At 35.3% G+C, this 22,734-nt stretch carries 23 protein-coding genes, 1 rRNA gene and 1 other annotated feature; of the genes, 22 read left to right on the top strand and 2 right to left on the bottom strand.

The annotated features are described in order from the left end of the window. Positions 1-13: 13 nt before the first annotated feature. Positions 14-128 (top strand): 5S ribosomal RNA (rrf, locus tag BTJ66_RS08445). Positions 129-655: 527 nt separating this feature from the next. Here rrf and pdxR read toward each other — a convergent pair. Continuing rightward, positions 656-2,035, bottom strand: coding sequence for a MocR-like pyridoxine biosynthesis transcription factor PdxR (pdxR, locus tag BTJ66_RS08440; RefSeq protein WP_099090523.1), 1,380 nt, complete (start codon positions 2,033-2,035; stop codon positions 656-658). Positions 2,036-2,135: 100 nt separating this feature from the next. On the opposite strand from pdxR, the gene pdxS reads away from it, so the two are divergent. Continuing rightward, the gene (gene pdxS / locus BTJ66_RS08435; RefSeq protein ID WP_099090522.1) at positions 2,136-3,023 is read left to right on the top strand and encodes a pyridoxal 5'-phosphate synthase lyase subunit PdxS; all 888 of its coding nucleotides are present in this window, start codon (positions 2,136-2,138) and stop codon (positions 3,021-3,023) included. Between the two features lies 1 nt (position 3,024). Then, complete coding sequence (pdxT, locus tag BTJ66_RS08430) at positions 3,025-3,600, top strand: pyridoxal 5'-phosphate synthase glutaminase subunit PdxT (RefSeq protein WP_099090521.1); 576 nt, start codon at positions 3,025-3,027, stop codon at positions 3,598-3,600. A gap of 65 nt (positions 3,601-3,665) precedes the next feature. Here pdxT and BTJ66_RS08425 read toward each other — a convergent pair whose 3' ends face one another. Continuing rightward, the gene (locus BTJ66_RS08425) at positions 3,666-4,880 is read right to left on the bottom strand and encodes a NupC/NupG family nucleoside CNT transporter (protein WP_099090520.1); all 1,215 of its coding nucleotides are present in this window, start codon (positions 4,878-4,880) and stop codon (positions 3,666-3,668) included. A 156-nt stretch (positions 4,881-5,036) separates the two neighbouring features. Here BTJ66_RS08425 and BTJ66_RS08420 point away from each other — a divergent pair, with 156 nt between their 5' ends. From BTJ66_RS08420 to rplJ, 19 genes are all read left to right on the top strand, one after another. After that, positions 5,037-5,498, top strand: a complete 462-nt coding sequence (locus BTJ66_RS08420) for a CtsR family transcriptional regulator (RefSeq protein WP_099090519.1) — start codon at positions 5,037-5,039, stop codon at positions 5,496-5,498. A gap of 16 nt (positions 5,499-5,514) precedes the next feature. Further along, entirely contained in the window at positions 5,515-6,066 is a 552-nt protein-coding gene (locus BTJ66_RS08415) for a UvrB/UvrC motif-containing protein (RefSeq protein ID WP_099090518.1), read from the top strand. Continuing rightward, positions 6,059-7,069 (top strand): protein arginine kinase, encoded by a 1,011-nt coding sequence (locus BTJ66_RS08410; protein ID WP_161940546.1) that lies wholly within the window; start codon positions 6,059-6,061, stop codon positions 7,067-7,069. The genes BTJ66_RS08415 and BTJ66_RS08410 overlap by 8 nt, the downstream gene beginning before the upstream one ends. An 11-nt stretch (positions 7,070-7,080) precedes the next feature. Continuing rightward, positions 7,081-9,543, top strand: a complete 2,463-nt coding sequence (locus BTJ66_RS08405) for an ATP-dependent Clp protease ATP-binding subunit (RefSeq protein ID WP_099090516.1) — start codon at positions 7,081-7,083, stop codon at positions 9,541-9,543. 398 nt (positions 9,544-9,941) lie between these two features. After that, positions 9,942-11,312 carry a DNA repair protein RadA gene (gene radA / locus BTJ66_RS08400; protein WP_099090515.1) on the top strand — a complete coding sequence of 457 codons (1,371 nt, stop codon included), beginning with the start codon at positions 9,942-9,944 and terminating at the stop codon, positions 11,310-11,312. 68 nt (positions 11,313-11,380) lie between these two features. Further along, positions 11,381-12,439, top strand: coding sequence for a PIN/TRAM domain-containing protein (locus BTJ66_RS08395; RefSeq protein ID WP_099090514.1), 1,059 nt, complete (start codon positions 11,381-11,383; stop codon positions 12,437-12,439). 420 nt (positions 12,440-12,859) lie between these two features. Next, positions 12,860-14,314: a glutamate--tRNA ligase gene (gene gltX, locus BTJ66_RS08390; RefSeq protein ID WP_099090513.1), complete on the top strand. Its 1,455-nt coding sequence runs from the start codon at positions 12,860-12,862 to the stop codon at positions 14,312-14,314. 349 nt (positions 14,315-14,663) lie between these two features. Then, positions 14,664-15,305, top strand: a complete 642-nt coding sequence (gene cysE / locus BTJ66_RS08385) for a serine O-acetyltransferase (protein ID WP_099090527.1) — start codon at positions 14,664-14,666, stop codon at positions 15,303-15,305. Beyond that, positions 15,289-16,689 (top strand): cysteine--tRNA ligase, encoded by a 1,401-nt coding sequence (gene cysS, locus BTJ66_RS08380; RefSeq protein WP_099090512.1) that lies wholly within the window; start codon positions 15,289-15,291, stop codon positions 16,687-16,689. The genes cysE and cysS overlap by 17 nt, the downstream gene beginning before the upstream one ends. Position 16,690: 1 nt before the next feature. After that, positions 16,691-17,077 carry a Mini-ribonuclease 3 gene (locus tag BTJ66_RS08375; RefSeq protein WP_099090528.1) on the top strand — a complete coding sequence of 129 codons (387 nt, stop codon included), beginning with the start codon at positions 16,691-16,693 and terminating at the stop codon, positions 17,075-17,077. Positions 17,078-17,084: 7 nt separating this feature from the next. Then, a complete protein-coding gene (rlmB, locus tag BTJ66_RS08370) occupies positions 17,085-17,834 on the top strand; it encodes a 23S rRNA (guanosine(2251)-2'-O)-methyltransferase RlmB (protein WP_099090511.1) in 750 nt (249 codons plus the stop codon). Continuing rightward, complete coding sequence (locus BTJ66_RS08365; protein WP_099090510.1) at positions 17,831-18,352, top strand: NYN domain-containing protein; 522 nt, start codon at positions 17,831-17,833, stop codon at positions 18,350-18,352. Before rlmB ends, BTJ66_RS08365 begins: the two co-directional genes overlap by 4 nt. A 74-nt stretch (positions 18,353-18,426) precedes the next feature. Next, a complete protein-coding gene (locus BTJ66_RS08360; RefSeq protein ID WP_099090509.1) occupies positions 18,427-19,002 on the top strand; it encodes an RNA polymerase sigma factor in 576 nt (191 codons plus the stop codon). A gap of 131 nt (positions 19,003-19,133) precedes the next feature. Then, positions 19,134-19,277 carry a 50S ribosomal protein L33 gene (gene rpmG, locus BTJ66_RS08355; RefSeq protein WP_011303843.1) on the top strand — a complete coding sequence of 48 codons (144 nt, stop codon included), beginning with the start codon at positions 19,134-19,136 and terminating at the stop codon, positions 19,275-19,277. A 130-nt stretch (positions 19,278-19,407) separates the two neighbouring features. Next, positions 19,408-19,587 carry a preprotein translocase subunit SecE gene (gene secE, locus BTJ66_RS08350; RefSeq protein ID WP_002484168.1) on the top strand — a complete coding sequence of 60 codons (180 nt, stop codon included), beginning with the start codon at positions 19,408-19,410 and terminating at the stop codon, positions 19,585-19,587. Positions 19,588-19,601: 14 nt separating this feature from the next. Continuing rightward, positions 19,602-20,150, top strand: a complete 549-nt coding sequence (nusG, locus tag BTJ66_RS08345) for a transcription termination/antitermination protein NusG (RefSeq protein WP_011303841.1) — start codon at positions 19,602-19,604, stop codon at positions 20,148-20,150. Between the two features lie 394 nt (positions 20,151-20,544). After that, positions 20,545-20,967 (top strand): 50S ribosomal protein L11, encoded by a 423-nt coding sequence (rplK, locus tag BTJ66_RS08340; RefSeq protein WP_002484165.1) that lies wholly within the window; start codon positions 20,545-20,547, stop codon positions 20,965-20,967. A 231-nt stretch (positions 20,968-21,198) separates the two neighbouring features. Beyond that, positions 21,199-21,894 carry a 50S ribosomal protein L1 gene (gene rplA, locus BTJ66_RS08335; RefSeq protein ID WP_099090508.1) on the top strand — a complete coding sequence of 232 codons (696 nt, stop codon included), beginning with the start codon at positions 21,199-21,201 and terminating at the stop codon, positions 21,892-21,894. 85 nt (positions 21,895-21,979) lie between these two features. Further along, positions 21,980-22,127: a sequence feature (ribosomal protein L10 leader region), on the top strand. Positions 22,128-22,205: 78 nt separating this feature from the next. Continuing rightward, positions 22,206-22,715, top strand: coding sequence for a 50S ribosomal protein L10 (gene rplJ / locus BTJ66_RS08325; protein WP_099090507.1), 510 nt, complete (start codon positions 22,206-22,208; stop codon positions 22,713-22,715). Positions 22,716-22,734 lie beyond the last annotated feature (19 nt).

The raw sequence follows: 22,734 nt of genomic DNA, 5'->3' as shown, positions 1-22,734 counted from the left end.
ATACATTTCATTGTCTGGTGACAATGGCAAGGAGGTCACACCTGTTCCCATGCCGAACACAGAAGTTAAGCTCCTTAGCGCCGATGGTAGTCGGACTTACGTTCCGCAAGAGTAGGACGTTGCCAGGCAGCATTAATAGGATGCGATGAGCTGAGACCGAGAGGTCTCTTTTTTTTATGTTTATGGAGTTTAAATTATGCAGTTCGAAAAACTGAAAAAGCATTTAAATCATTTATTATGAGAAAGCGCTTGAAGCTGACGAACTGAGTGAAAGACGAAACGAGCTTACAAGCGGTAAGTGAGTAAGGAAAGAGAGAAAGTGAGAAAAGATGCGAGCGCTTGTCTCATGATAGTAAAAGCTCCTTAGCGGCGAATGGTAGCAGACTTACGTTCCGCAAGAGTAGGACGTTGCCAGGCAGCATTAATAGGATGCGATGAGCCGAGACCAAGAGGTCTCTTTTTTTATGTTTATGGAGTTTAAATTAAGCAGTTCGAAGAACTGAAAAAGCAAATAAATCGTCTATTATGAGAAAGCGCTTGAAGCTGACGAACTGAACGAAAGACGAAACGAGCTTACAACATGCATAAGTACGACTATACACAATGAACTTGTGAAGTCGTACTTTTAATAAAATAAATAAAGCTTCTAATGTTCTCATTTGCATAGACTTTCTATTAAAGCATTGGTGTGAGCCTCTAATTGAGAAAAAGGAATACCACCAAAGCCTAATATAAATTTAACTTCTGATTGTTTCTTATCATAATGATAAAATGGTAGGATTTTTAACTGATGCTCTTGTGCATTCTTCAGGCATTGATCCATTGAATAGCCATTTTTAACAGTTAATGTAAAATGCATACCAGCGAGTGCGCCATCTATTTGCAGCTGGTCTTCATAAGGTTTGAGTTTTTCTAATATAAATTTCAATTTATGGCTATATACTTTTCTCATTTTGTTGAGATGCCTTTCAAAACTACCCGACTCCATGAAATTTGCTACTATTTTTTGTAAATGTGCGGGCACAGTATTGCCTTCTTTATTATTTAAATTATTATATGCATTTAATAATTTTTTCGGTAAAACTAAGTAAGCGATTCTGCAACTTGGAAATAGAGATTTTGAGAATGTACTGATATAAATAACTTTGTCATTAGTATCCAAACTTTGTAATGCGGGTATTGGTTTCCCGAAATAACGAAATTCAGAATCGTAATCATCTTCAATAATATATCTAGATGTATTTTGATGAGCCCAATTTATAAGTTGTGTTCGTTTTTTTAGATTCATAACATAACCAGTAGGAAACTGATGTGAAGGTGTGACATAAGCAATATTATATTCAGATTGATTAAAATAATTTAGGTCGATGCCTGTTTTAGTGACTGGTACTTGAAGATAGGGTATATGTTTTTTATCAAGTACTTGTTTAATAGGTGGGTAGCTTGGATTTTCAATAATAAATTGTTCTTTATTTAACATATCCGTTAATAAATTAATCAGTTGTTCAGTTGAAGAACCGATGATAATTTGTTCTGGGTGACAAGCAACGCCACGACTGTTAAAAAGGTAATGGGCAATTTCTTGTCGAAGTGACCATTCTCCTTTGGGATTTGCGTGCTGTAGTAAGTTTAAATGATCATCTTCGAAGACATCACGCGCGTATTTTCTAAATTGCTGCATAGGAAAGTATTCTGCATCTATTTCGGATAAATTGAAAGCAAACTGGTATTGTTGCTCATCATGACTGGCATTAAAGTCTGACATAGTTTTATTTTTATTTAAAGTACGATGTCTTCTATTAACGATTGGCAGGGTTTCAATATCTGAAACAAAATAGCCAGAACGTGGTTTAGAATATATGTAACCCTCATCCAATAAAAATTGATAGGCATGTTCTATGGTTGTATTACTTACGGATAAATGTTGACCAAGGGCGCGCTTAGAAGGGAATTTGTCTCCAGATTTATACTGACCCTCTATTATTTGACGTTTTAAGTTTTCATATAATTCTATATATAAATGCATTTTTTCCATTATTCTGACCCCTTAAATTAATTTAAAATTGTACCTTTTTAAATACCAGTTTATCTCTTAAAATGAATTTAATCAACAAAGTAAAGGGGTAATATATATCATGTCTAAAGTTACTGGATCAGAAAGAGTTAAAAGAGGTATGGCAGAAATGCAAAAGGGCGGCGTTATTATGGACGTTGTCAACGCAGAGCAAGCTAAAATTGCGGAAGAGGCAGGTGCAGTTGCTGTCATGGCATTGGAACGTGTACCATCTGATATTAGAGCGGCAGGTGGCGTAGCGCGTATGGCTAATCCTAAAATTGTAGAGGAAGTGATGAATGCTGTTTCAATACCTGTTATGGCGAAAGGACGTATTGGTCATATAACCGAAGCGCGTGTACTTGAATCTATGGGTGTCGATTATATTGATGAGTCTGAAGTGTTAACGCCTGCTGATGAAGAATACCATTTAAGAAAAGACACTTTTACAGTTCCATTTGTTTGTGGGTGTCGTAATTTAGGTGAAGCAGCTCGTCGTATTGGTGAAGGTGCAGCTATGTTACGTACAAAAGGTGAACCTGGTACAGGAAATATAGTGGAAGCTGTGAGACACATGCGCCAAGTCAATTCAGAAGTAAGCCGTTTAACTGTTATGAATGATGATGAAATCATGACAGAAGCTAAAAATATTGGTGCACCCTATGAAGTGTTAAAAAACATTAAGGAAAATGGTAAATTACCAGTAGTTAATTTTGCAGCAGGTGGGGTTGCGACACCTCAAGATGCCGCTTTAATGATGGAATTAGGAGCAGATGGTGTGTTCGTAGGATCAGGTATTTTTAAATCAGAAGATCCAGAAAAATTCGCAAAAGCAATTGTTCAAGCAACAACGCATTATCAAGATTATGAATTGATTGGCCGTTTAGCTAAAGAATTAGGCACAGCAATGAAAGGCTTAGACATAAACGATTTATCTTTAGAAGAACGCATGCAAGAGCGTGGTTGGTAATATGAAAATTGGTGTATTAGCACTTCAAGGTGCGGTTAGAGAACACATACATCACATTGAACTAAGTGGGCATGACGGTATTGCGATTAAACGCATTGAACAATTGGAAGAAATTGATGGGCTCATCTTACCTGGTGGTGAATCCACAACATTGCGTAGATTGATGAATTTGTATGGTTTCAAAGAAGCCTTACAGCAATCAACGTTACCAATGTTTGGAACATGTGCAGGCCTCATAGTTATGGCTAAACATATTACAGGTGAAGAAGGCTATTTAGACAAATTAGATATTACAGTTCAAAGAAATTCTTTTGGTAGACAAGTAGAGAGCTTTGAAAGTGAATTAGATGTGAAAGGTATTGCTAAAGATATAGAAGGCGTATTTATCAGAGCGCCTCATATTGAAGCGACACATGGTGAGGTAGACGTATTGAGTACTGTTGGGGACAAGATTGTTGCCGTACAAGAAGGTCGTTATTTAGGCGTATCTTTTCATCCTGAATTAACGGAAGACTATAGAGTGACACAGTATTTTATTGAAGCAATTGTTAAACCTACACTTGCTGAAAAAGTTTGAAAATAGCCATATTAAAAAGCAGTCGACTGGATTTTATATACAGTCGGCTGCTTTTATGTTTTGGCTTAAATAAAGAAACCTGCAATTGCTGCTGAAATAAATGAAACTAAAGTTGCACCGAATAATAATTTTAATCCGAAACGTGCGACCATGTCTCCTTTTTCATTGTTTAACGATTTGATAGCACCGGAGATGATACCAATTGAGCTAAAGTTCGCAAATGAAACGACAAATACTGAAATGACACCTTTGGCATGTTCACTCATATCCTTCACTTGGTTTAAGCTTTGCATTGCAACGAACTCATTGGATAATAATTTTGTCGCCATAATAGAACCTGCTTGTACAGCGTCGTTCCAAGGGACACCAACTAAGAAAGCAAATGGCGCGAATACGAAACCGATGAGTGTTTGGAAATCCCAAGTAATACTACCTCCAGAAACACCAGTAAATATTGCACTGACAATGCCGTTAAGTAAAGCAATAATTGCTATGTAACCTATTAACATGGCCCCTACGATAACCGCGACTTTAAACCCATCTAAAATATATTCACCTAACATTTCGAAGAAGGATTGTTTACCTGATTCACTTTCTTCAACAATCAATTTATCTTCTTTTGCATCAATTTTATAAGGATTAATAATAGAAGCGATAATGAAACCACCAAATAAATTTAATACGACTGCTGTAACGACATAACGTGGTTCGATTAAGGTGAAATAAGCACCAATAATAGAAGCCGATACTGTAGACATCGCTGAAGCTGTTAAAGTATAAAGACGCTGTTTAGGAATATGTGCTAATTCTTTTTTTAAAGAAATAAACACTTCAGATTGTCCTAAAATGGCTGCAGCTACAGCATTGTAAGATTCTAAACGTCCCATGCCATTTATTTTAGAAATGGCTAAACCAAGTACATTTATAATCCATGGAAGAATTCTTGTATATTGTAAAATACCGATTAAAGCAGAGATAAATACAATAGGTAGTAAGACATTAAAGAAGAATGGAGGATTCTTTGGATCTACAAATTCAAATCCACCAAACACAAAGTTTACACCTTCTGCAGCTTTTGCTAATAAATAGTTAAAGCCGTCTGATATGCCACCAATGACTGTGATACCGAATTTTGTTTTAAGCAAAATAAATGCAAATACAAGCTGTATGACTAGTAATAATCCGATATATTGCCAACGAATATTTTTTCTATCTGAGCTAAATAGAAACGCTAATGCAAGAAATACTGCTATCCCAATTAAACCGATAATTATATGCATAAGTTATTCATCCCTTTTAAATTTTCTTAACTTCTATAATACAATAAAATTGATAGCACTTACATGTTTAATTTAAAAATTTTAAAACATATTGGTTGAAAAAGGTCAAAGTTGGTCATATAATATAGTCAAAGAAGGTCAAAAGAGGTGATAATCATGCACAATATGTCAGACATCATAGAACAGTACATTAAGAAATTATTTGAAGACACCAATGAAGACGTTGTTGAAATTCAACGTGCAAATATTGCACAGCGCTTTGACTGTGTGCCTTCTCAGCTTAATTATGTAATTAAGACGCGTTTTACTAATGAACACGGCTATGAAATTGAAAGTAAAAGAGGTGGTGGTGGTTATATTCGAATCACCAAAATTGAAAATAGAGATGAAACAGGTTATCTTAATCATTTACTTCAATTAGTAGGACCTTCAATTTCACAACAACAAGCATATTACATTGTGGATGGTTTATTAGATAAAGCATACATTAATGAGCGAGAAGCAAAAATGATACACGCTGTAATAGATAGGGAAACATTGAAAATGGATGTATTATCAAGAGATATTATCCGTGCCAATATAATTAAAAGATTGCTGCATGTTATAAATTATTATTAAAGCGAGGTGTTTCGTCGTGCTATGCGAAAATTGTCATTTAAATGAAGCAGAAGTGAAATTGGCAGTGAAAGGGCAAGATGGTATCAATGAAAAATGGGTTTGTACAACTTGTGCGCAAGGTGGAAATCCATGGACACAAAATCAACAAATCCAAGCACAAGATGATATTGAAGGTGCATTTGTAGTAAAACAAATCTTGCAACATTTAGCTGCTAAACATGGTATCGATTTTGATGAAATTGCTTTTAAAGAAGAAAAACGCTGTCCGACTTGTCGTATGACATTAAAAGATATTGCACATGTCGGTAAATTTGGGTGTGCAGATTGTTACGCGACATTTAAAGATGACATTGTCGATATTGTACGACGTGTACAAGGTGGCCAAATTGAACATGTTGGAAAAACACCACAATCTTCGCATAGAAAATTAGCTTTAAAAAAACAAATTGAAGAAAAATCTTCCTATTTAAACCAATTGATTGAAGAACAAAATTTTGAAGAAGCTGCCGTTGTGCGTGACGAAATCAAGGCATTGAAAGAAGACAGCGAGGTGAAACATGATGAGTAAAAATGATATCAGTGCATATATGAGTGAATGGATGAGAGATAGAGAAGAAAGTCCAATCGTTATGTCTTCAAGAATTCGCTTAGCACGAAATCTTGAGAATCATCTGCACCCTCTCATGTTTCCGTCTGAACAAGATGGGTTTAGAATTATTAATGAAGTACAAGATGCGCTTCCCGATTTAGAGGTCCAACGATTAGACGCAATGGATCAACAAAATAAATATAAACTTGTGGCGAAACATCTTATAAGCCCTGAATTAATAAGACAACCAGCTTCGGCAGTGCTACTCAATGATGATGAATCGCTAAGCGTTATGGTAAATGAAGAAGATCATATACGTATTCAAGCAATGGGAAATGATTTATCATTATCTTCATTATATGAAAAAGCTTCAGCGATTGACGATAAACTAGACAGTGAATTAGACGTGAGTTTTGATGAAACGTTAGGCTATTTAACTACTTGTCCAACAAATATTGGGACAGGCATGCGCGCAAGTGTGATGTTGCATTTGCCTGGTTTAACCATTATGAAACGTATGAATCGTATTGCCCAAACAATCAATCGTTTTGGATTTACAATCAGAGGTATTTATGGAGAAGGCTCACAGGTATACGGTCATATATATCAAATATCAAATCAACTTACTTTAGGTAAAACAGAAGAAGAAATCATTGAAAGTTTATCCGAAGTGGTTCAACAAATTATTAATGAAGAAATGCAAATTCGCGAACGATTAAACCGCCATAATTATACTGAGACACTAGACCGAGTATATCGTTCGTTAGGAATATTAAAATATAGTAGACTGATATCTATGGAGGAAGCTTCACTGAGATTAAGTGAAGTTAAACTGGGTATTGATTTAGAATACATTGAATTAGAAGATTTCAAGTTTAATGAATTAATGGTTGCGATACAGTCACCATTTTTATTAGATGAGGAAGATGATAGAACCGTTAATGAAAAAAGGGCAGATATATTAAGAGAACATATAAATTAGGAGGTTGCGCTATGCTATTTGGAAGACTTACAGAAAGAGCACAACGTGTATTAGCACATGCTCAAGAAGAAGCAATTCGCTTAAACCATTCAAATATAGGAACAGAACATTTACTTTTAGGTTTAATGAAAGAACCTGAAGGTATTGCTGCTAAAGTTTTGGAATCTTTTGAGATTACAGAAGAAAAAGTAGTTGAAGAAGTTGAAAAATTAATCGGTCATGGTCAAGAACAAATGGGTGCATTGCACTACACACCACGTGCCAAGAAAGTTATAGAATTATCAATGGATGAAGCAAGAAAGTTACACCATAACTTTGTTGGAACTGAGCATATTTTACTTGGCTTAATTAGAGAAAATGAAGGTGTTGCAGCACGCGTATTTGCAAACTTAGATTTAAATATTACAAAAGCACGTGCACAAGTTGTTAAAGCTTTAGGCAGCCCTGAAATGAGCAACAAAAATGCACAAGCAAACAAATCTAATAATACGCCAACACTAGACAGTCTTGCACGTGACTTAACAGTTATTGCTAAAGATGGCACGTTGGATCCAGTGATTGGTAGAGATAAAGAAATTACAAGAGTAATTGAAGTATTAAGCCGTCGTACGAAAAATAATCCTGTACTAATTGGTGAACCCGGTGTAGGTAAGACGGCAATAGCTGAAGGTTTAGCGCAAGCCATCGTAAATAATGAAGTACCAGAAACATTAAAAGGTAAGCGCGTCATGTCATTAGACATGGGAACAGTAGTTGCCGGAACGAAATATCGTGGTGAATTTGAAGAACGCTTGAAAAAAGTAATGGAAGAGATACACCAAGCAGGCAATGTTATCTTATTCATTGATGAGTTACACACATTAGTGGGTGCTGGCGGTGCAGAAGGCGCAATCGATGCCTCTAATATTCTTAAACCGGCATTAGCACGTGGTGAGCTACAATGTATCGGTGCAACAACGTTAGATGAATACCGTAAAAACATTGAAAAAGATGCTGCACTTGAACGTCGTTTCCAACCAGTTCAAGTTGATGAACCAACGGTAGAAGATACAATTGAAATCTTAAAAGGATTACGTGATCGCTATGAAGCGCATCATCGTATCAACATTTCAGATGAAGCATTAGTATCAGCGGCTAAATTGAGTCACCGTTATGTTTCAGACCGTTTTTTACCAGATAAAGCAATTGATTTAATTGATGAAGCAAGTTCCAAAGTAAGATTAAAAAGTCACACGACACCACCAAATTTAAAAGAAATAGAACAACAAATTGAACAAGTTAAAAATGAAAAAGATGCCGCAGTACATGCACAAGAGTTCGAAAATGCTGCGAATCTTCGTGATAAGCAAACAAAATTAGAAAAACAATATGAAGAAGCTAATACTAACTGGAAGAATAGCCAAAATGGTGATAACACGTCATTGTCTGAAGAAGACATCGGTGAAGTAATTGCTGGTTGGACAGGTATTCCATTGACTAAAATTAATGAGACAGAATCAGACCGTCTACTTAATTTAGAAGACACACTACACAATAGAGTCATCGGTCAAAAAGATGCTGTAACTTCTATCAGTAAAGCGGTAAGACGTGCAAGAGCAGGATTGAAAGATCCTAAACGCCCAATTGGTAGTTTCATCTTCTTAGGTCCTACGGGTGTAGGTAAGACTGAGTTAGCACGTGCGCTAGCAGAGTCTATGTTTGGCGAAGACGATGCAATGATTCGTGTTGATATGAGTGAATTCATGGAAAAACATGCTGTCAGCCGTCTTGTTGGTGCCCCCCCAGGCTATGTAGGTCATGACGATGGTGGACAATTAACTGAAAAAGTTAGACGTAAACCTTATTCCGTTATCTTGTTTGATGAAATCGAAAAAGCACATCCGGATGTATTTAACATCTTGTTACAAGTACTAGACGACGGTCATTTAACAGATACTAAAGGGCGTCGTGTTGACTTCCGTAATACAGTGATTATTATGACATCAAACGTCGGAGCACAAGAGTTACAAGACCAACGTTTCGCTGGTTTCGGTGGCGCTACAGAAGGTCAAGATTATGAATCAATTCGTAAGACGATGATGAAAGAATTGAAAAATGCTTTCCGTCCAGAGTTCTTAAACCGTGTTGATGACATTATCGTATTCCACAAACTTTCTAAAGAAGAATTGAAACAAATTGTGACAATGATGGTAAATAAACTTACGGACCGTCTTTCTGAACAAGATATTAATATTTCTGTTACAGAAGCAGCTAAAGAGAAAATTGCCGAAGAGGGTTATGATCCAGAATATGGTGCAAGACCACTCATTCGTGCCATTCAAAAAACTGTAGAAGATAACTTAAGTGAATTAATTTTAGATGGCAACCAAATTGAAGGTAAAGAAGTTAAAATTGATCACGATGGTAAAGAGTTTAAGTATGATATTACAGAAAGAAAAGGTTTAACAAAAGATAAAGAACCTTCCGAATCATAAATTAAAAATATTAAAATGAGCATTTGAGCAATTATAATAGACTCCCTTCAAAGTAGACATTAAAGAATGAAACTTTGAAGGGGGTTTTTCTATGCCAATAACAGATAAGAGACTTAATCAAAAATGTAAGGTTATGATTAAAGTTATAAAATATACAGATAAATTCATACTATTATATTCTAATTAAAGCTATAATATCATTGGTACTTACAAGCAAGACGTGGTATTTTATAAAAATAGCTTTTAGCACATTATAAGAAACGGTAAGATTATTAATAAATTTAATTTAAGAAATATGAATATAGACATTGTGTATTATTTTTATTGAGAATAAAATTTGTTTTTAAATTGTCAGAGGTTTAAAATAGATTTGTTCAATGAAAGATGGAGGTGCAGTTTTGGCTAAAAAGAAAGTGATTTTTGAATGTATGGCATGCGGTTATCAGTCACCAAAATGGATGGGGAAATGTCCAAATTGTGGCGGATGGAATCAAATGGAAGAAATTGTCGAACAAAAGGCAGCCAGTCCAAAACATGGCGTACGCAGTCGAGACAATGTATCTAAAGTGCAGAAACTAAATGACATCAAACACGAAACAACACCAAGAGTTAAGACCAATTCGACCGAATTTAACCGTGTGTTAGGTGGAGGTATTGTAAATGGATCGCTTGTCTTAATCGGTGGTGATCCAGGTATTGGTAAATCGACATTATTGTTACAGATTTGCGCAGCATTATCTCAATCTAAAAATGTACTATATATCACGGGTGAAGAATCATTAAGCCAAACGAAGTTAAGAGCAGAAAGATTAGATGAAGATTCAAGTGAATTAAATGTATTTGCTGAAACAGATTTAGAAGTCATTCATGAAACAGTTAAACAAATTAAACCAGATTTACTTGTTGTGGATTCTATACAAACAATATTCCATCCTGAAATCAGCTCAGCACCAGGGTCTGTGTCACAGGTGAGAGAGAGTACCCAAAGTTTAATGAACATTGCTAAGCAGATGAATATTGCAACATTTATTGTTGGGCATGTGACGAAAGAAGGACAAATAGCAGGACCGCGCCTGCTTGAACATATGGTAGATACCGTTCTTTATTTTGAAGGCGATGAACATCATGCGTATCGTATTCTAAGGGCCGTGAAAAACCGCTTTGGTTCAACAAATGAGATGGGTATCTTTGAAATGAAGCAAACGGGATTAAAAGGTGTTAAAAACCCTTCGGAAATGTTCCTTGAAGAACGTTCAACGAATGTACCAGGCTCTACAATTGTTTCAACTATGGAAGGCACTAGACCGTTATTGATTGAAGTGCAAGCCCTGGTAACACCAACGACGTTTAATAATCCAAGGCGTATGGCAACAGGAATAGACCATAATCGATTGAGTTTGTTAATGGCTGTATTAGAGAAAAAAGAGAACTATTTACTGCAACAACAAGATGCTTATATCAAGGTTGCTGGAGGTGTGAGGCTTACTGAACCAGCCGTAGACTTAGGTATAATCATAGCAACGGCTTCTAGCTTTAAAGATTTAACCGTAGATGGCCTAGATTGTTTCATAGGTGAGGTAGGTCTTACTGGTGAAGTGAGGCGTGTTTCTCGAATAGAACAACGTGTGCAAGAAGCTGAGAAGTTAGGTTTTAAACGCGTTGTTATACCAGAATCAAATATAGGTGGATGGCAATTTCCTGAAGGTATAAAAGTAATAGGTGTTAAAAATGTCCATGAAGCTCTAAAATATGCATTAACAAAACATTAATGATTCAAGATGAGTTAAATTTAAAAATCAAAGGTGAAATAATTTTCAAAAGAAAGGAGCGTTAACCTGTGAACGTAATAAGACTTATTGTTATCTTGTGCTATATCATATTAGGCGCAAGTTTAGGTGTGTACCTCTTACCTGAAATCTTTAATGATATAGGATTAGGTAATTTACCGCTATTAACAAATACTTACTTTAATGGATTACTAGGAATCATCATTTTCTTTTTAATCTTTGGTTGGTTTATTAAGAAAATAACACTTGCTTTAAAAGAATTAGAACGAACTATTATGCGCCAAAGTGCAGTGGAAATTTTATTTGCTACAATCGGACTAATGATAGGGTTACTCATTTCAGTTATGGTCTCTTTTATATTCCAAATTATTGGCAATAACGTAATTAATCATTTTGTGCCAATCATTATCACGATTATTTTAGGATACTTTGGTTTTCAATTTGGTTTGCGTAAACGTGACGAAATGTTACTTTTCTTACCGGAAAATATGGCGCGTTCTATGTCAATCAATGCACGTAATGCCGTTCCCAAAATCATTGATACAAGTGCTATTATAGATGGACGTATCTTGGATATTATAGAATGTGGATTTATTGATGGTGAAATATTGATACCACAAGGTGTTATTAATGAACTTCAAGTCGTTGCAGATGCGAATGATAGTGTAAAACGCGAAAAAGGCCAACGAGGATTAGACATATTAAATTCATTATATGATACAGATCATCCAACTAGAATTGTCCATCCAACGAAAACACATAGTGATATAGATGCAATGTTAATTAAATTAGCGCAACATTTCAGAGCGCACATTATTACAACAGATTTTAATTTAAATAAAGTATGCCATGTGCAAGGTATACAGGCACTTAACGTAAACGACTTATCTGAAGCAATTAAACCGTCCGTACATCAAGGAGACCGATTCAGTTTGTTACTCACAAAAATGGGTAAAGAATCTGGACAAGCGGTTGGCTATTTAGATGATGGCACAATGGTTGTTGTTGATAACGCTAAGAAACATATTGGAGAACATATCGATTTAGAAGTTATTAGCTTATTGCAAACGTCTTCGGGTAGAATTATTTTTGCGAAAAAAATAAATTAAGGCAAGGGGTTTCATGTGAAACTGTAGCGTGTTTCGTTATCGTTTTGTATGAACCCTTTTTGAATTTAAAATCTAGAAGTTCGGATTAAAAATTTAAGCATGGCAATATCATATTAGTAGCTAAAGTGCTACAATAGATAGCGAAATTGTATTTCTAAAATTGCTTTGACATATTATAAAAAATGTGTGGGCAAAGTAGATAACTTTGACAAGAGATACTTTTAAAAATGATAAGCTGTGGTATGATTAATAAGCGATAAATTATAAACTTATTCATAGTTGAGCGTTATTTTCCTTATGGACTACAAGTAGATAAGAGACACGCGTTCGGCTTATTTATTGCGTTCATCAAGGTCTTGTCAATTTAATAGCGCTTTTTGAAAAAATTAAAATTAATTTAATAAAACGGGAGTGAACATAATGAGTGATCGTGTAAGAGTGAGATACGCACCTAGTCCAACAGGATATTTGCATATCGGTAATGCAAGAACTGCATTATTCAACTATTTATTTGCTAAACATTATGATGGTGATTTTGTAATTCGTATTGAAGATACAGATAGTAAACGTAATTTAGAAGACGGAGAGTCATCACAATTTGATAACTTAAAATGGTTAGGTATTGAGTGGGATGAATCAGTAGATAAAGATAAAGGTTATGGACCGTATCGTCAATCTGAGCGTGCTGAAATTTATAATCCACTTATTCAACAATTGTTAGATGAAGACAAAGCATATAAATGTTATATGACTGAAGACGAATTAGAAGAAGAACGCCAACAGCAAATTGAACGTGGAGAAATGCCGCGTTACGGTGGTAAACATGCCCATTTAACTGAAGAAGAACGTCAACAATTTGAAGCGGAAGGTCGTCAACCTTCAATACGTTTCCGTGTACCAAAAGATACAACATTTGCGTTTGATGATATGGTTAAGGGTGAAATTTCATTCGACTCTAATAACATGGGCGATTGGGTTATTGTTAAAAAAGATGGCGTACCAACCTATAACTTTGCGGTAGCAATTGATGACCACTATATGGAAATTTCTGATGTTATTCGTGGTGATGATCATATTTCAAACACACCGAAACAATTAATGATTTATGAAACATTTGGTTGGGAAGCACCAAGATTCGCACATATGTCGCTTATTGTAAATGAAGAACGCAAGAAATTAAGTAAACGTGATGGACAGATTCTACAATTTATTGAGCAATATCGTGATTTAGGTTATTTACCTGAAGCGTTATTTAACTTTATTACATTATTAGGTTGGTCACCAGAAGGCGAAGATGAAATTTATTCTAAAGAAGATTTCATTAAAATCTTTGATGAAAAACGTTTATCTAAATCACCTGCATTTTTCGATAAACAAAAACTCGCATGGGTTAACAACCAATATATGAAACAAAAAGATACTGAAACTGTATTTGAATTAGCGCTACCACATTTAGTTAAAGCTGAATTACTTCCTGAACATCCAACTGAAGCGGATTTAGATTGGGGACGCAAACTTGTTGCGCTTTATCAAAAAGAAATGAGTTATGCTGGAGAAATCGTACCATTATCAGAGCTATTTTTCCGTGATGAGCAAATTTTAGGTGATGATGAACAAGAAGTTATCGCAGGTGAACAGGTACCTGAATTGATGAATCATTTATACGGTAAATTAGAAGCACTTGAACCATTCGAAGCTACTGAAATTAAAAAAACAATAAAAGAAGTTCAAAAAGAAACGGGAATTAAAGGTAAACAATTATTTATGCCTATCCGTGTCGCTGTTACTGGTCAAATGCACGGACCAGAACTACCAAATACAATTGAAGTGCTAGGTAAAGATAAAGTGTTAGCACGTTTAAAAAAATATGTATAAATAGGTGCTGTAAATTGTAAAGGTTGTGTTAAATAGATAACACTTGAAAAATTACAATAAACACCCTATGATTAACATTGAAATCATCAAAGGATTAGTATGTGATGGATGGTGCCAAGAGAGTGTGCGGTTGCTGTGAGCACATCACCTAAATTACAGAATGCACCTTTGTGGTACATAACTTAATAACCTTTAATGAGACTTATAAGGGATATACTGAATATCAATCAGCTATAGGATTTGATTTAAGTAATTGCTTATATAAAATAAGAGTGGAACCGTGCAAAAGCACCTCTAACAACTGAGTTAGAGGTGCTTTTGTTATAAGGAGGTAGCAACCTTGTTTAGAATTTTGAAAAGAATCAAAGATGATGTGAATATGGTGTTTGAACAAGATCCTGCAGCTCGTACTACACTAGAAGTGGTTACTTCTTATGCAGGTGTACATGCTGTGTGGAGTCATTTGATAGCGCATGAACTATATAAAAAGAAAAAATATGTATTAGCGAGGTTAATTTCTCAAGTTACGCGCTTTTTTACAGGAATTGAAATTCATCCAGGTGCCCAAATTGGTAGACGTTTATTCATAGACCATGGCATGGGGGTAGTCATTGGAGAAACATGTCGTATTGGTGACAATGTCACAATATATCAAGGCGTTACTTTAGGTGGTACGGGTAAAGAAAAAGGGAAACGTCATCCTGATATAGGAGATAATGTACTTATTGCTGCGGGCGCAAAAGTGTTGGGTAATATTACAATCAATTCGAATGTAAATATTGGCGCTAATTCAGTCGTGCTTAACTCAGTTCCTAGCTACTCAACAGTAGTTGGCATCCCGGGACATATTGTGAAACAAGACGGCAGACGGATTGGAAAAACATTTGATCATCGCAATTTACCTGACCCAATTTATGAGCAATTAAAAGAACTTGAAAAACAACTTGAGAAAACAAGAAATGGAGAGATACAAGATGATTACATTATATAATACATTAACACGTCAAAAAGAGACGTTCGAACCAATTGAACCTGGTAAAGTTAAAATGTATGTTTGTGGACCAACTGTATATAATTATATTCATATTGGTAATGCAAGACCAGCTATAAACTACGATGTTGTAAGAAGATATTTTGAATACCAAGGCTATGAAGTCATATATGTATCAAATTTTACAGACGTTGATGACAAATTAATTAAGCGTTCAAAAGAATTAGATGAGTCAGTTGAAACGATAGCTAATCGTTACATTGATGCGTTTTATGAAGATGTGGGTGCATTAAATGTAAAAAAAGCAACATCAAATCCACGTGTTATGAATCATATGGATGACATCATTAAATTTATAAAAGAGCTCGTTGATGAAGGTTATGCATATGAAAGCGGCGGCGATGTTTATTTCAGGACACGTAAATTTGATGATTATGGCAAGCTAAGTCATCAATCTTTAAATGATTTAAAAGTTGGTGCACGCATTGAACAAGGCGAACAGAAAGAAGACGCATTAGATTTCACTTTATGGAAGCAAGCTAAACCAGGAGAAATTAGTTGGGAAAGTCCATTTGGTAAAGGTAGACCTGGATGGCATATTGAATGTTCTGTTATGGCCTTTCATGAATTGGGTTCCACGATTGATATTCACGCAGGTGGTACAGATTTACAATTCCCACACCATGAAAATGAAATAGCACAATCAGAAGCGCATAACCACGCGCCATTTGCGAACTATTGGATGCACAATGGCTTCATAAACATAGATAATGAAAAAATGAGTAAATCATTAGGTAATTTTGTCTTGGTACACGATATCATTAAACAAATTGATCCAGATGTATTACGCTTTTTCATGATTAGTGTGCACTATAGAAGTCCAATCAACTATAATATGGAACTTGTTGAAGCAGCTAAAAGCGGTTTGGAACGTGTACGCAATAGTTACCAAGCGATTGAAGAACGCGAGGCAATCGCTACAGATATTGAAGATCAAAGTAACTATATAACTGAAATTGATAGCATTTTAAAACAATTTGAAATGGTTATGAATGATGATTTTAATACAGCAAATGCAATCACAGCATGGTATGACTTAGCCAAATTGGCCAATAAATATGTGTTGGAAAATACAACATCCACGAAAGTAATTGCACACTTTAAAGAAGTCTATCAAATCTTTAGTGATGTATTAGGCGTACCTTTAAAAGGTAAAGACAGTGAAGCACTATTAGATGAAGAAGTTGAAGCATTAATTGAAGAACGAAATAATGCGAGAAAAGAAAAAGATTTTGCTCGCGCAGACGAAATACGTGACCAATTGAAAGAACAAAACATTATATTAGAAGATACACCACAAGGTGTGAGATTTAAACGTGGTTAATATGGATAATAAATTATTGAACCCGTTGACGCTTGCGTACATGGGTGATGCTGTTTTAGATCAACATGTACGGGCGTATATCGTTTTAAAATTAAAAGCAAAACCTAATCGTCTGCATCAAGAAGCAAAGCGCTATGTTTCAGCTAAAAGCCAGGCGCGCACATTAGAGTTATTAATGGAAAATGAGTGGTTTACTGAAGCGGAACAAGATATTGTGCGTCGAGGTAGAAATGCTAAAAGTTATACTAAAGCTAAAAATACAGACATCCAAACATATAGAAAAAGTTCTGGCCTAGAAGCGGTCATAGGCTATCTATACTTAGAAAAAGAACAAGAACGTCTAAAGGAATTATTAGAACAAATTGTGCAAATTGTAGATGAAAGGTAGGGATACTATGGAAGAGATTGTAATCGTTGGTCGACATGCAGTAAAAGAAGCAATTATCTCAGGGCATACGATTAATAAAATACTGATACAGGATACAATTAAAAAAGGTCAAATCAATGAAATTTTAAAATTAGCAAATAGTAATAAAATAATAGTACAATCCGTGCCGAAATCTAAAATAGATGGGCTATCAGATTCACCGCATCAAGGCATTGCTGCATATATTGCACCGTATGAATATGCTGATTTCGATGCATTTGTTGCGCAGCAAAAAGAGCAAGATAAGTTATCGACGGTGCTGATTTTGGATGGTTTAGAGGACCCACATAATCTAGGCTCTATCTTAAGGACTGCAGATGCGTCAGGCGTTGACGGAGTCATCATTCCTAAGAGGCGTTCAGTAGCATTAACGCAAACAGTTGCTAAAGCATCTACAGGTGCCATTCAACATATACCTGTCATGAGAGTGACAAATTTAGCTCAGACGATTGAAACATTAAAAGATAACGGCTATTGGGTTGTTGGTACTGAAGCAGAAAATTCAACTGACTATAGAGAAATGGATGCAGCAATGCCATTAGTCATTGTCATAGGCAGTGAAGGACAAGGCATGAGTCGTTTAGTTAAAGAAAAATGCGATTTCTATATTAACATTCCAATGGTAGGTCATGTTAACAGTCTTAATGCTTCTGTAGCAGCAAGTCTGATGATGTATGAAGTGTTCCGTAAACGTCACGATATTGGAGATAAGGCATGAAGGATCGTTATTTAATCATTGATGGATATAATATGATTGGACAATCGCAGGAGTTGAGTCGTATTGCACAAGATAATCTTGAAGAAGCACGAGAACAATTGCTCATTGCTATAGCGAATTATAATGCAGTGATTGCGAACGAAGTTGTCTGTGTGTTTGACGCCTATGAACAAGCTGGTGCGCCCACTGAATATATGTATCATGGTGTTAAAACGATATTCACAAAAGAAAAAGAAACTGCAGATAGTTATATCGAACGCTATGTATATGACTTATATGATAAGCATACGAGACATATCACAGTAGTTACCAGCGACATGAGTGAGCAGCATGCCATCTTCGGAGCTGGAGCATATCGTGTTTCTTCAAGAGAGATGTGGAGAGACTTAAGAGAAAATGAAGTTGCCGTATCGAAAAAGCTAGATGGATTTAATGAACAAAAACCTAGAACACGTATTGAGCTTTCAAATGAAATACTTGAAGAATTTGAAAAGCTAAGACGAGGGGATAATCATTAACTGATTTATTGGCGTTTGATTTTTGAAGTGCAATTACTGTAATCTTTCTATACTTCAAGGAAAGGACATCAGTAATGACAAAACACCACCTTAATCAAAATGTCACATCTACCAAGCATACAGCAATAAGACAGTCGATCAATATACCTGATATTTTTAATGTCTTAACGCCGATGATTCGTAAGCGGCTATATCATTTTTCTATACATCCAAATGACCAAGCAGATTTGTGTCAAGAAGTGCTAATCAAGCTATATTACGCTTTTAAAAAATTTGATTTTACAGACGCGACACCAATTGAGCATTATGTCAATCGTGTGATTAAGAATGTGAAAAATGATTATATCCGTAAAAAATTGTATGGCTATGAGCGACAGTCGATGCTTATTAATGAATTTATAGTTGATTATGAATATAGTAAAACAAATTATCCACTCGATAAATATATATTGTCTTTAGAAGCGGGAACGCAACTTCAACAGGGGATAATGAAGTTAACGACATTAGAACAAAGTATCATGAGCTATCTATTGAATGATTACAAGCCCAAAGAAATTGCTGGAATATTAAATATACGAATCAAAGTGGTTTACAATGCGATACATCGTTGTAAAATGAAATTAAGACGTTTTTTAGAAAATGAAGAATAAAGCTGTTTTATTATATATAATAATCGTCTGAACGAAAAGCTAATCGCGTATTAATACACGATTGCCGATTGACAATTGACTCAGAAGTTATGTATAGTAGATTGGTATTATAATGAGTTAGGGGAAGGCTAATGAAAAAAGTGCCATTAAATTGTGAAGTGTGTGGTAATCGAAATTATAACGTTCCCAAGCAAAGCAATCTTGCATCTAGGCTTGAATTAAAGAAGTATTGTCCAAGATGTAACGCGCATACGTTGCACAAAGAATCAAAATAACAAAACGACATATTAAAGTTTTCAATTGAGTAAATATGCCCTTCCAATTAAGTTGAGAGTATTGTATTTGCTTGATTTGTTGTATGGAATAAGCAAATAAGGAATAACGAAATATACGGAGGTCTTATAGATGGCTAAAAAAGAGAATTTCTTCCAAGGCGTAAAGTCAGAAATGGAAAAGACAAGTTGGCCAACGAAAGAAGAATTATTTAAATACACAGTCATTGTTGTAGCTACAGTAGTATTTTTCTTGGTATTCTTCTATGCCTTAGACTTAGGAATTGGTAGAATTATAGAGTTAATCAAATAGATAGGAGTGACGACATGTCTGAAGAAGTTGGCGCAAAGCGTTGGTATGCTGTGCATACTTATTCTGGTTATGAGAATAAAGTGAAAAAGAATTTAGAAAAACGTGTTGAATCTATGAATATGACTGAGCAAATATTCAGAGTTGTTATACCAGAAGAGGAAGAAACACAAGTTAAAGATGGCAAAGCCAAAACATTAACTAAAAAAACATTCCCTGGTTATGTATTAGTCGAGTTAGTAATGACTGATGAATCTTGGTACATCGTAAGAAATACACCTGGTGTAACAGGTTTTGTTGGTTCAGCTGGTGCAGGATCAAAACCCAATCCATTACTTCCTGAAGAGGCACGTTTCATCCTTAAACAAATGGGCATGAAAGAAAAAACGATTGATGTTCAAATCGACTTAGGTGAACAAGTGAGAATTAAATCAGGACCATTTGCGAACCAAGTTGGTGAAGTTCAAGAAATTGAAGCTGATAAATTCAAACTTACAGTTCTTGTAGACATGTTTGGTAGAGAAACACCCGTAGAAGTAGAGTTTGACCAAGTGGAAAAACTCTAAAGGGATACAAGTGTAAGCGCACTTGCATAAGTAATACTAAACTTGCTAAAGCAAGAAGTATTACTTTACATGCATTAAGAACCCCTAATCATTAAAATGATTCAGATTAAGGAATACCTGAGCTAAAGCTCATGCATTAAGAACCCCTAATCATTAAAATGATTCAGATTAAGGAATACCTGAGCTAAAGCTCATGCATTAAGAACCCCTAATCATTAAAATGATAAGGGGTTCTATAAAAAAAGTTACACGTTACCATTGATTTATGAAATGTATTAATGTTATAATACTGTGGTCGCGCTCATAGAGCGTTCATTTCGTCACGAAATGTAGAAGAGTGGGAGGACAAAACTGAGTCCTGTGACCACATCACGATATCAAGGAGGTGCACATCGTGGCTAAAAAAGTAGAAAAAGTTGTTAAATTACAAATTCCTGCAGGTAAAGCAAATCCAGCACCACCAGTTGGTCCGGCATTAGGTCAAGCAGGTGTGAATATTATGGGATTCTGTAAGGAATTCAACGCACGTACACAAGAAGATGCAGGTTTAATTATTCCGGTAGAAATTAGTGTTTATGAAGATCGTTCATTTACATTTATTACAAAAACACCACCGGCTCCAGTACTACTTAAAAAAGCAGCAGGCGTTGAAAAAGGTTCAGGCGAACCTAATAAGACAAAAGTTGCTACAGTAACTAAAGATCAAGTACGTGAAATTGCAAACCAAAAAATGCAAGATTTAAATGCTGCAGACGAAGAAGCAGCTATGCGTATTATCGAAGGTACTGCTCGTAGTATGGGTATCACAGTTCAATAATATAAATTAGTAATGAAAACATAGATTGACGATAGAAGCAGATGACAGAAATGACAAACATGATGACAGCGTTCAATATTGTCGTAATATGAGGAGAAATGTCATTTATTAAGGAATCTTAATTCCTAAGATAAAATACAATTTTGACCTCACTGTTATCTGCTCTTAACTTGTGAAAGCAAGTAAATGTGGGAGGAAATTCCGCTAAAACCACTAAAGGAGGAACATGAAATGGCTAAAAAAAGCAAAAGATATCAAGAAGCAGCTAGCAAAATCGACCGCTTGAAACACTATAATGTTCAAGAAGCTGTTGAACTAGCTAAAGAAACAAATATTGCTAACTTTGATGCATCAGTTGAAGTAGCATTCCGTTTAGGTATTGATACACGTAAAAATGATCAACAAATCCGTGGAGCAGTAGTGCTTCCAAACGGTACTGGTAAATCACAACGTGTATTAGTGTTCGCTAAAGGAGACAAAGCAGCAGAAGCTGAAGCAGCAGGTGCTGATTTCGTTGGTGAAGGCGAATATGTAGAAAAAATCCAACAAGGTTGGTTTGACTTTGATGTAGTAGTAGCTACTCCAGACATGATGGGCGAAGTTGGTAAACTTGGTCGCGTATTAGGACCTAAAGGTTTAATGCCTAACCCTAAAACTGGCACAGTAACTATGGACGTTAAAAAAGCTGTTGAAGAAATCAAAGCAGGTAAAGTAGAATATCGTGCTGAAAAATCAGGTATTGTTCACGCATCAATTGGTAAAACATCATTTGATACTGACAAACTTGTTGAAAACTTTAGAACTTTACAAGACGTATTAACTAAAGCAAAACCAGCTTCAGCTAAAGGTACGTACTTCAAATCTGTTGCTGTAACTACAACAATGGGTCCTGGTGTTAAAGTTGATACTTCAAGCTTTAAACTTTAATTTATAAATAAATATATATAAGACTGGAAGTTTTTACTTCCAGTCTTTAAAAAATATTGACATTGTACATTAATTTAGTTATATTGGTTAATGTATTATTTTACCTAAGACAGTAGGAGTTAGAAATAACTTAAAATTTGATCCTACCGAGGCTAAAATTGACTTGAACGTGAAGATTTTAGATCTTTCAAGCACTTTTTGCCACGGGTAGAAAGTGCTTTTTTTATTGAATAATCTGAGGAACTGACAAACGTCAACCAACAGAAATTCAAAATTAAAAGCACCAAACTAAAATCTATGGAGGTGTCTAAATGTCTGCAATCATCGATGCAAAAAAACAAGAAGTTGATATTATTGCTGAACAACTTAAAAACTCAGTATCTACAGTTATCGTTGACTATCGTGGTCTAAGCGTTGCTGAAGTAACTGAATTACGTTCGCAATTACGTGAAGCTGGTGTTGAATACAAAGTATTGAAAAACACTATGGTTCGCCGTGCAGCTCAACAAGCTGGTATTGACGGTTTAGATGAATTCTTAGTAGGTCCTACTGCAGTTGCTACTTCAACAGAAGATGTTGTTGCTCCAGCAAAAGTTATCGCAGGATTTGCAAAAGATCATCAAGCATTAGAAATTAAAACAGGTGTTATGGAAGGCAATGTTATTTCTGCTGAAGAAGTTAACACTGTTGGTACTTTACCATCACACGACGGTCTTGTTTCTATGCTATTATCAGTACTACAAGCTCCAGTACGCAACTTCGCTTATGCAGTTAAAGCTGTTGGAGAAGACAAAGAATCAAAAGAAGAAAGCGCTGAATAATTGCGCATAAACTAATTAA

The sequence above is a fragment of the Staphylococcus edaphicus genome, assembly GCF_002614725.1.
Taxonomy (GTDB): domain Bacteria; phylum Bacillota; class Bacilli; order Staphylococcales; family Staphylococcaceae; genus Staphylococcus; species Staphylococcus edaphicus.
The sequence above is the reverse complement of the archived record's forward strand: the minus strand, read 5'-3'. Positions and strand labels throughout refer to the sequence as shown.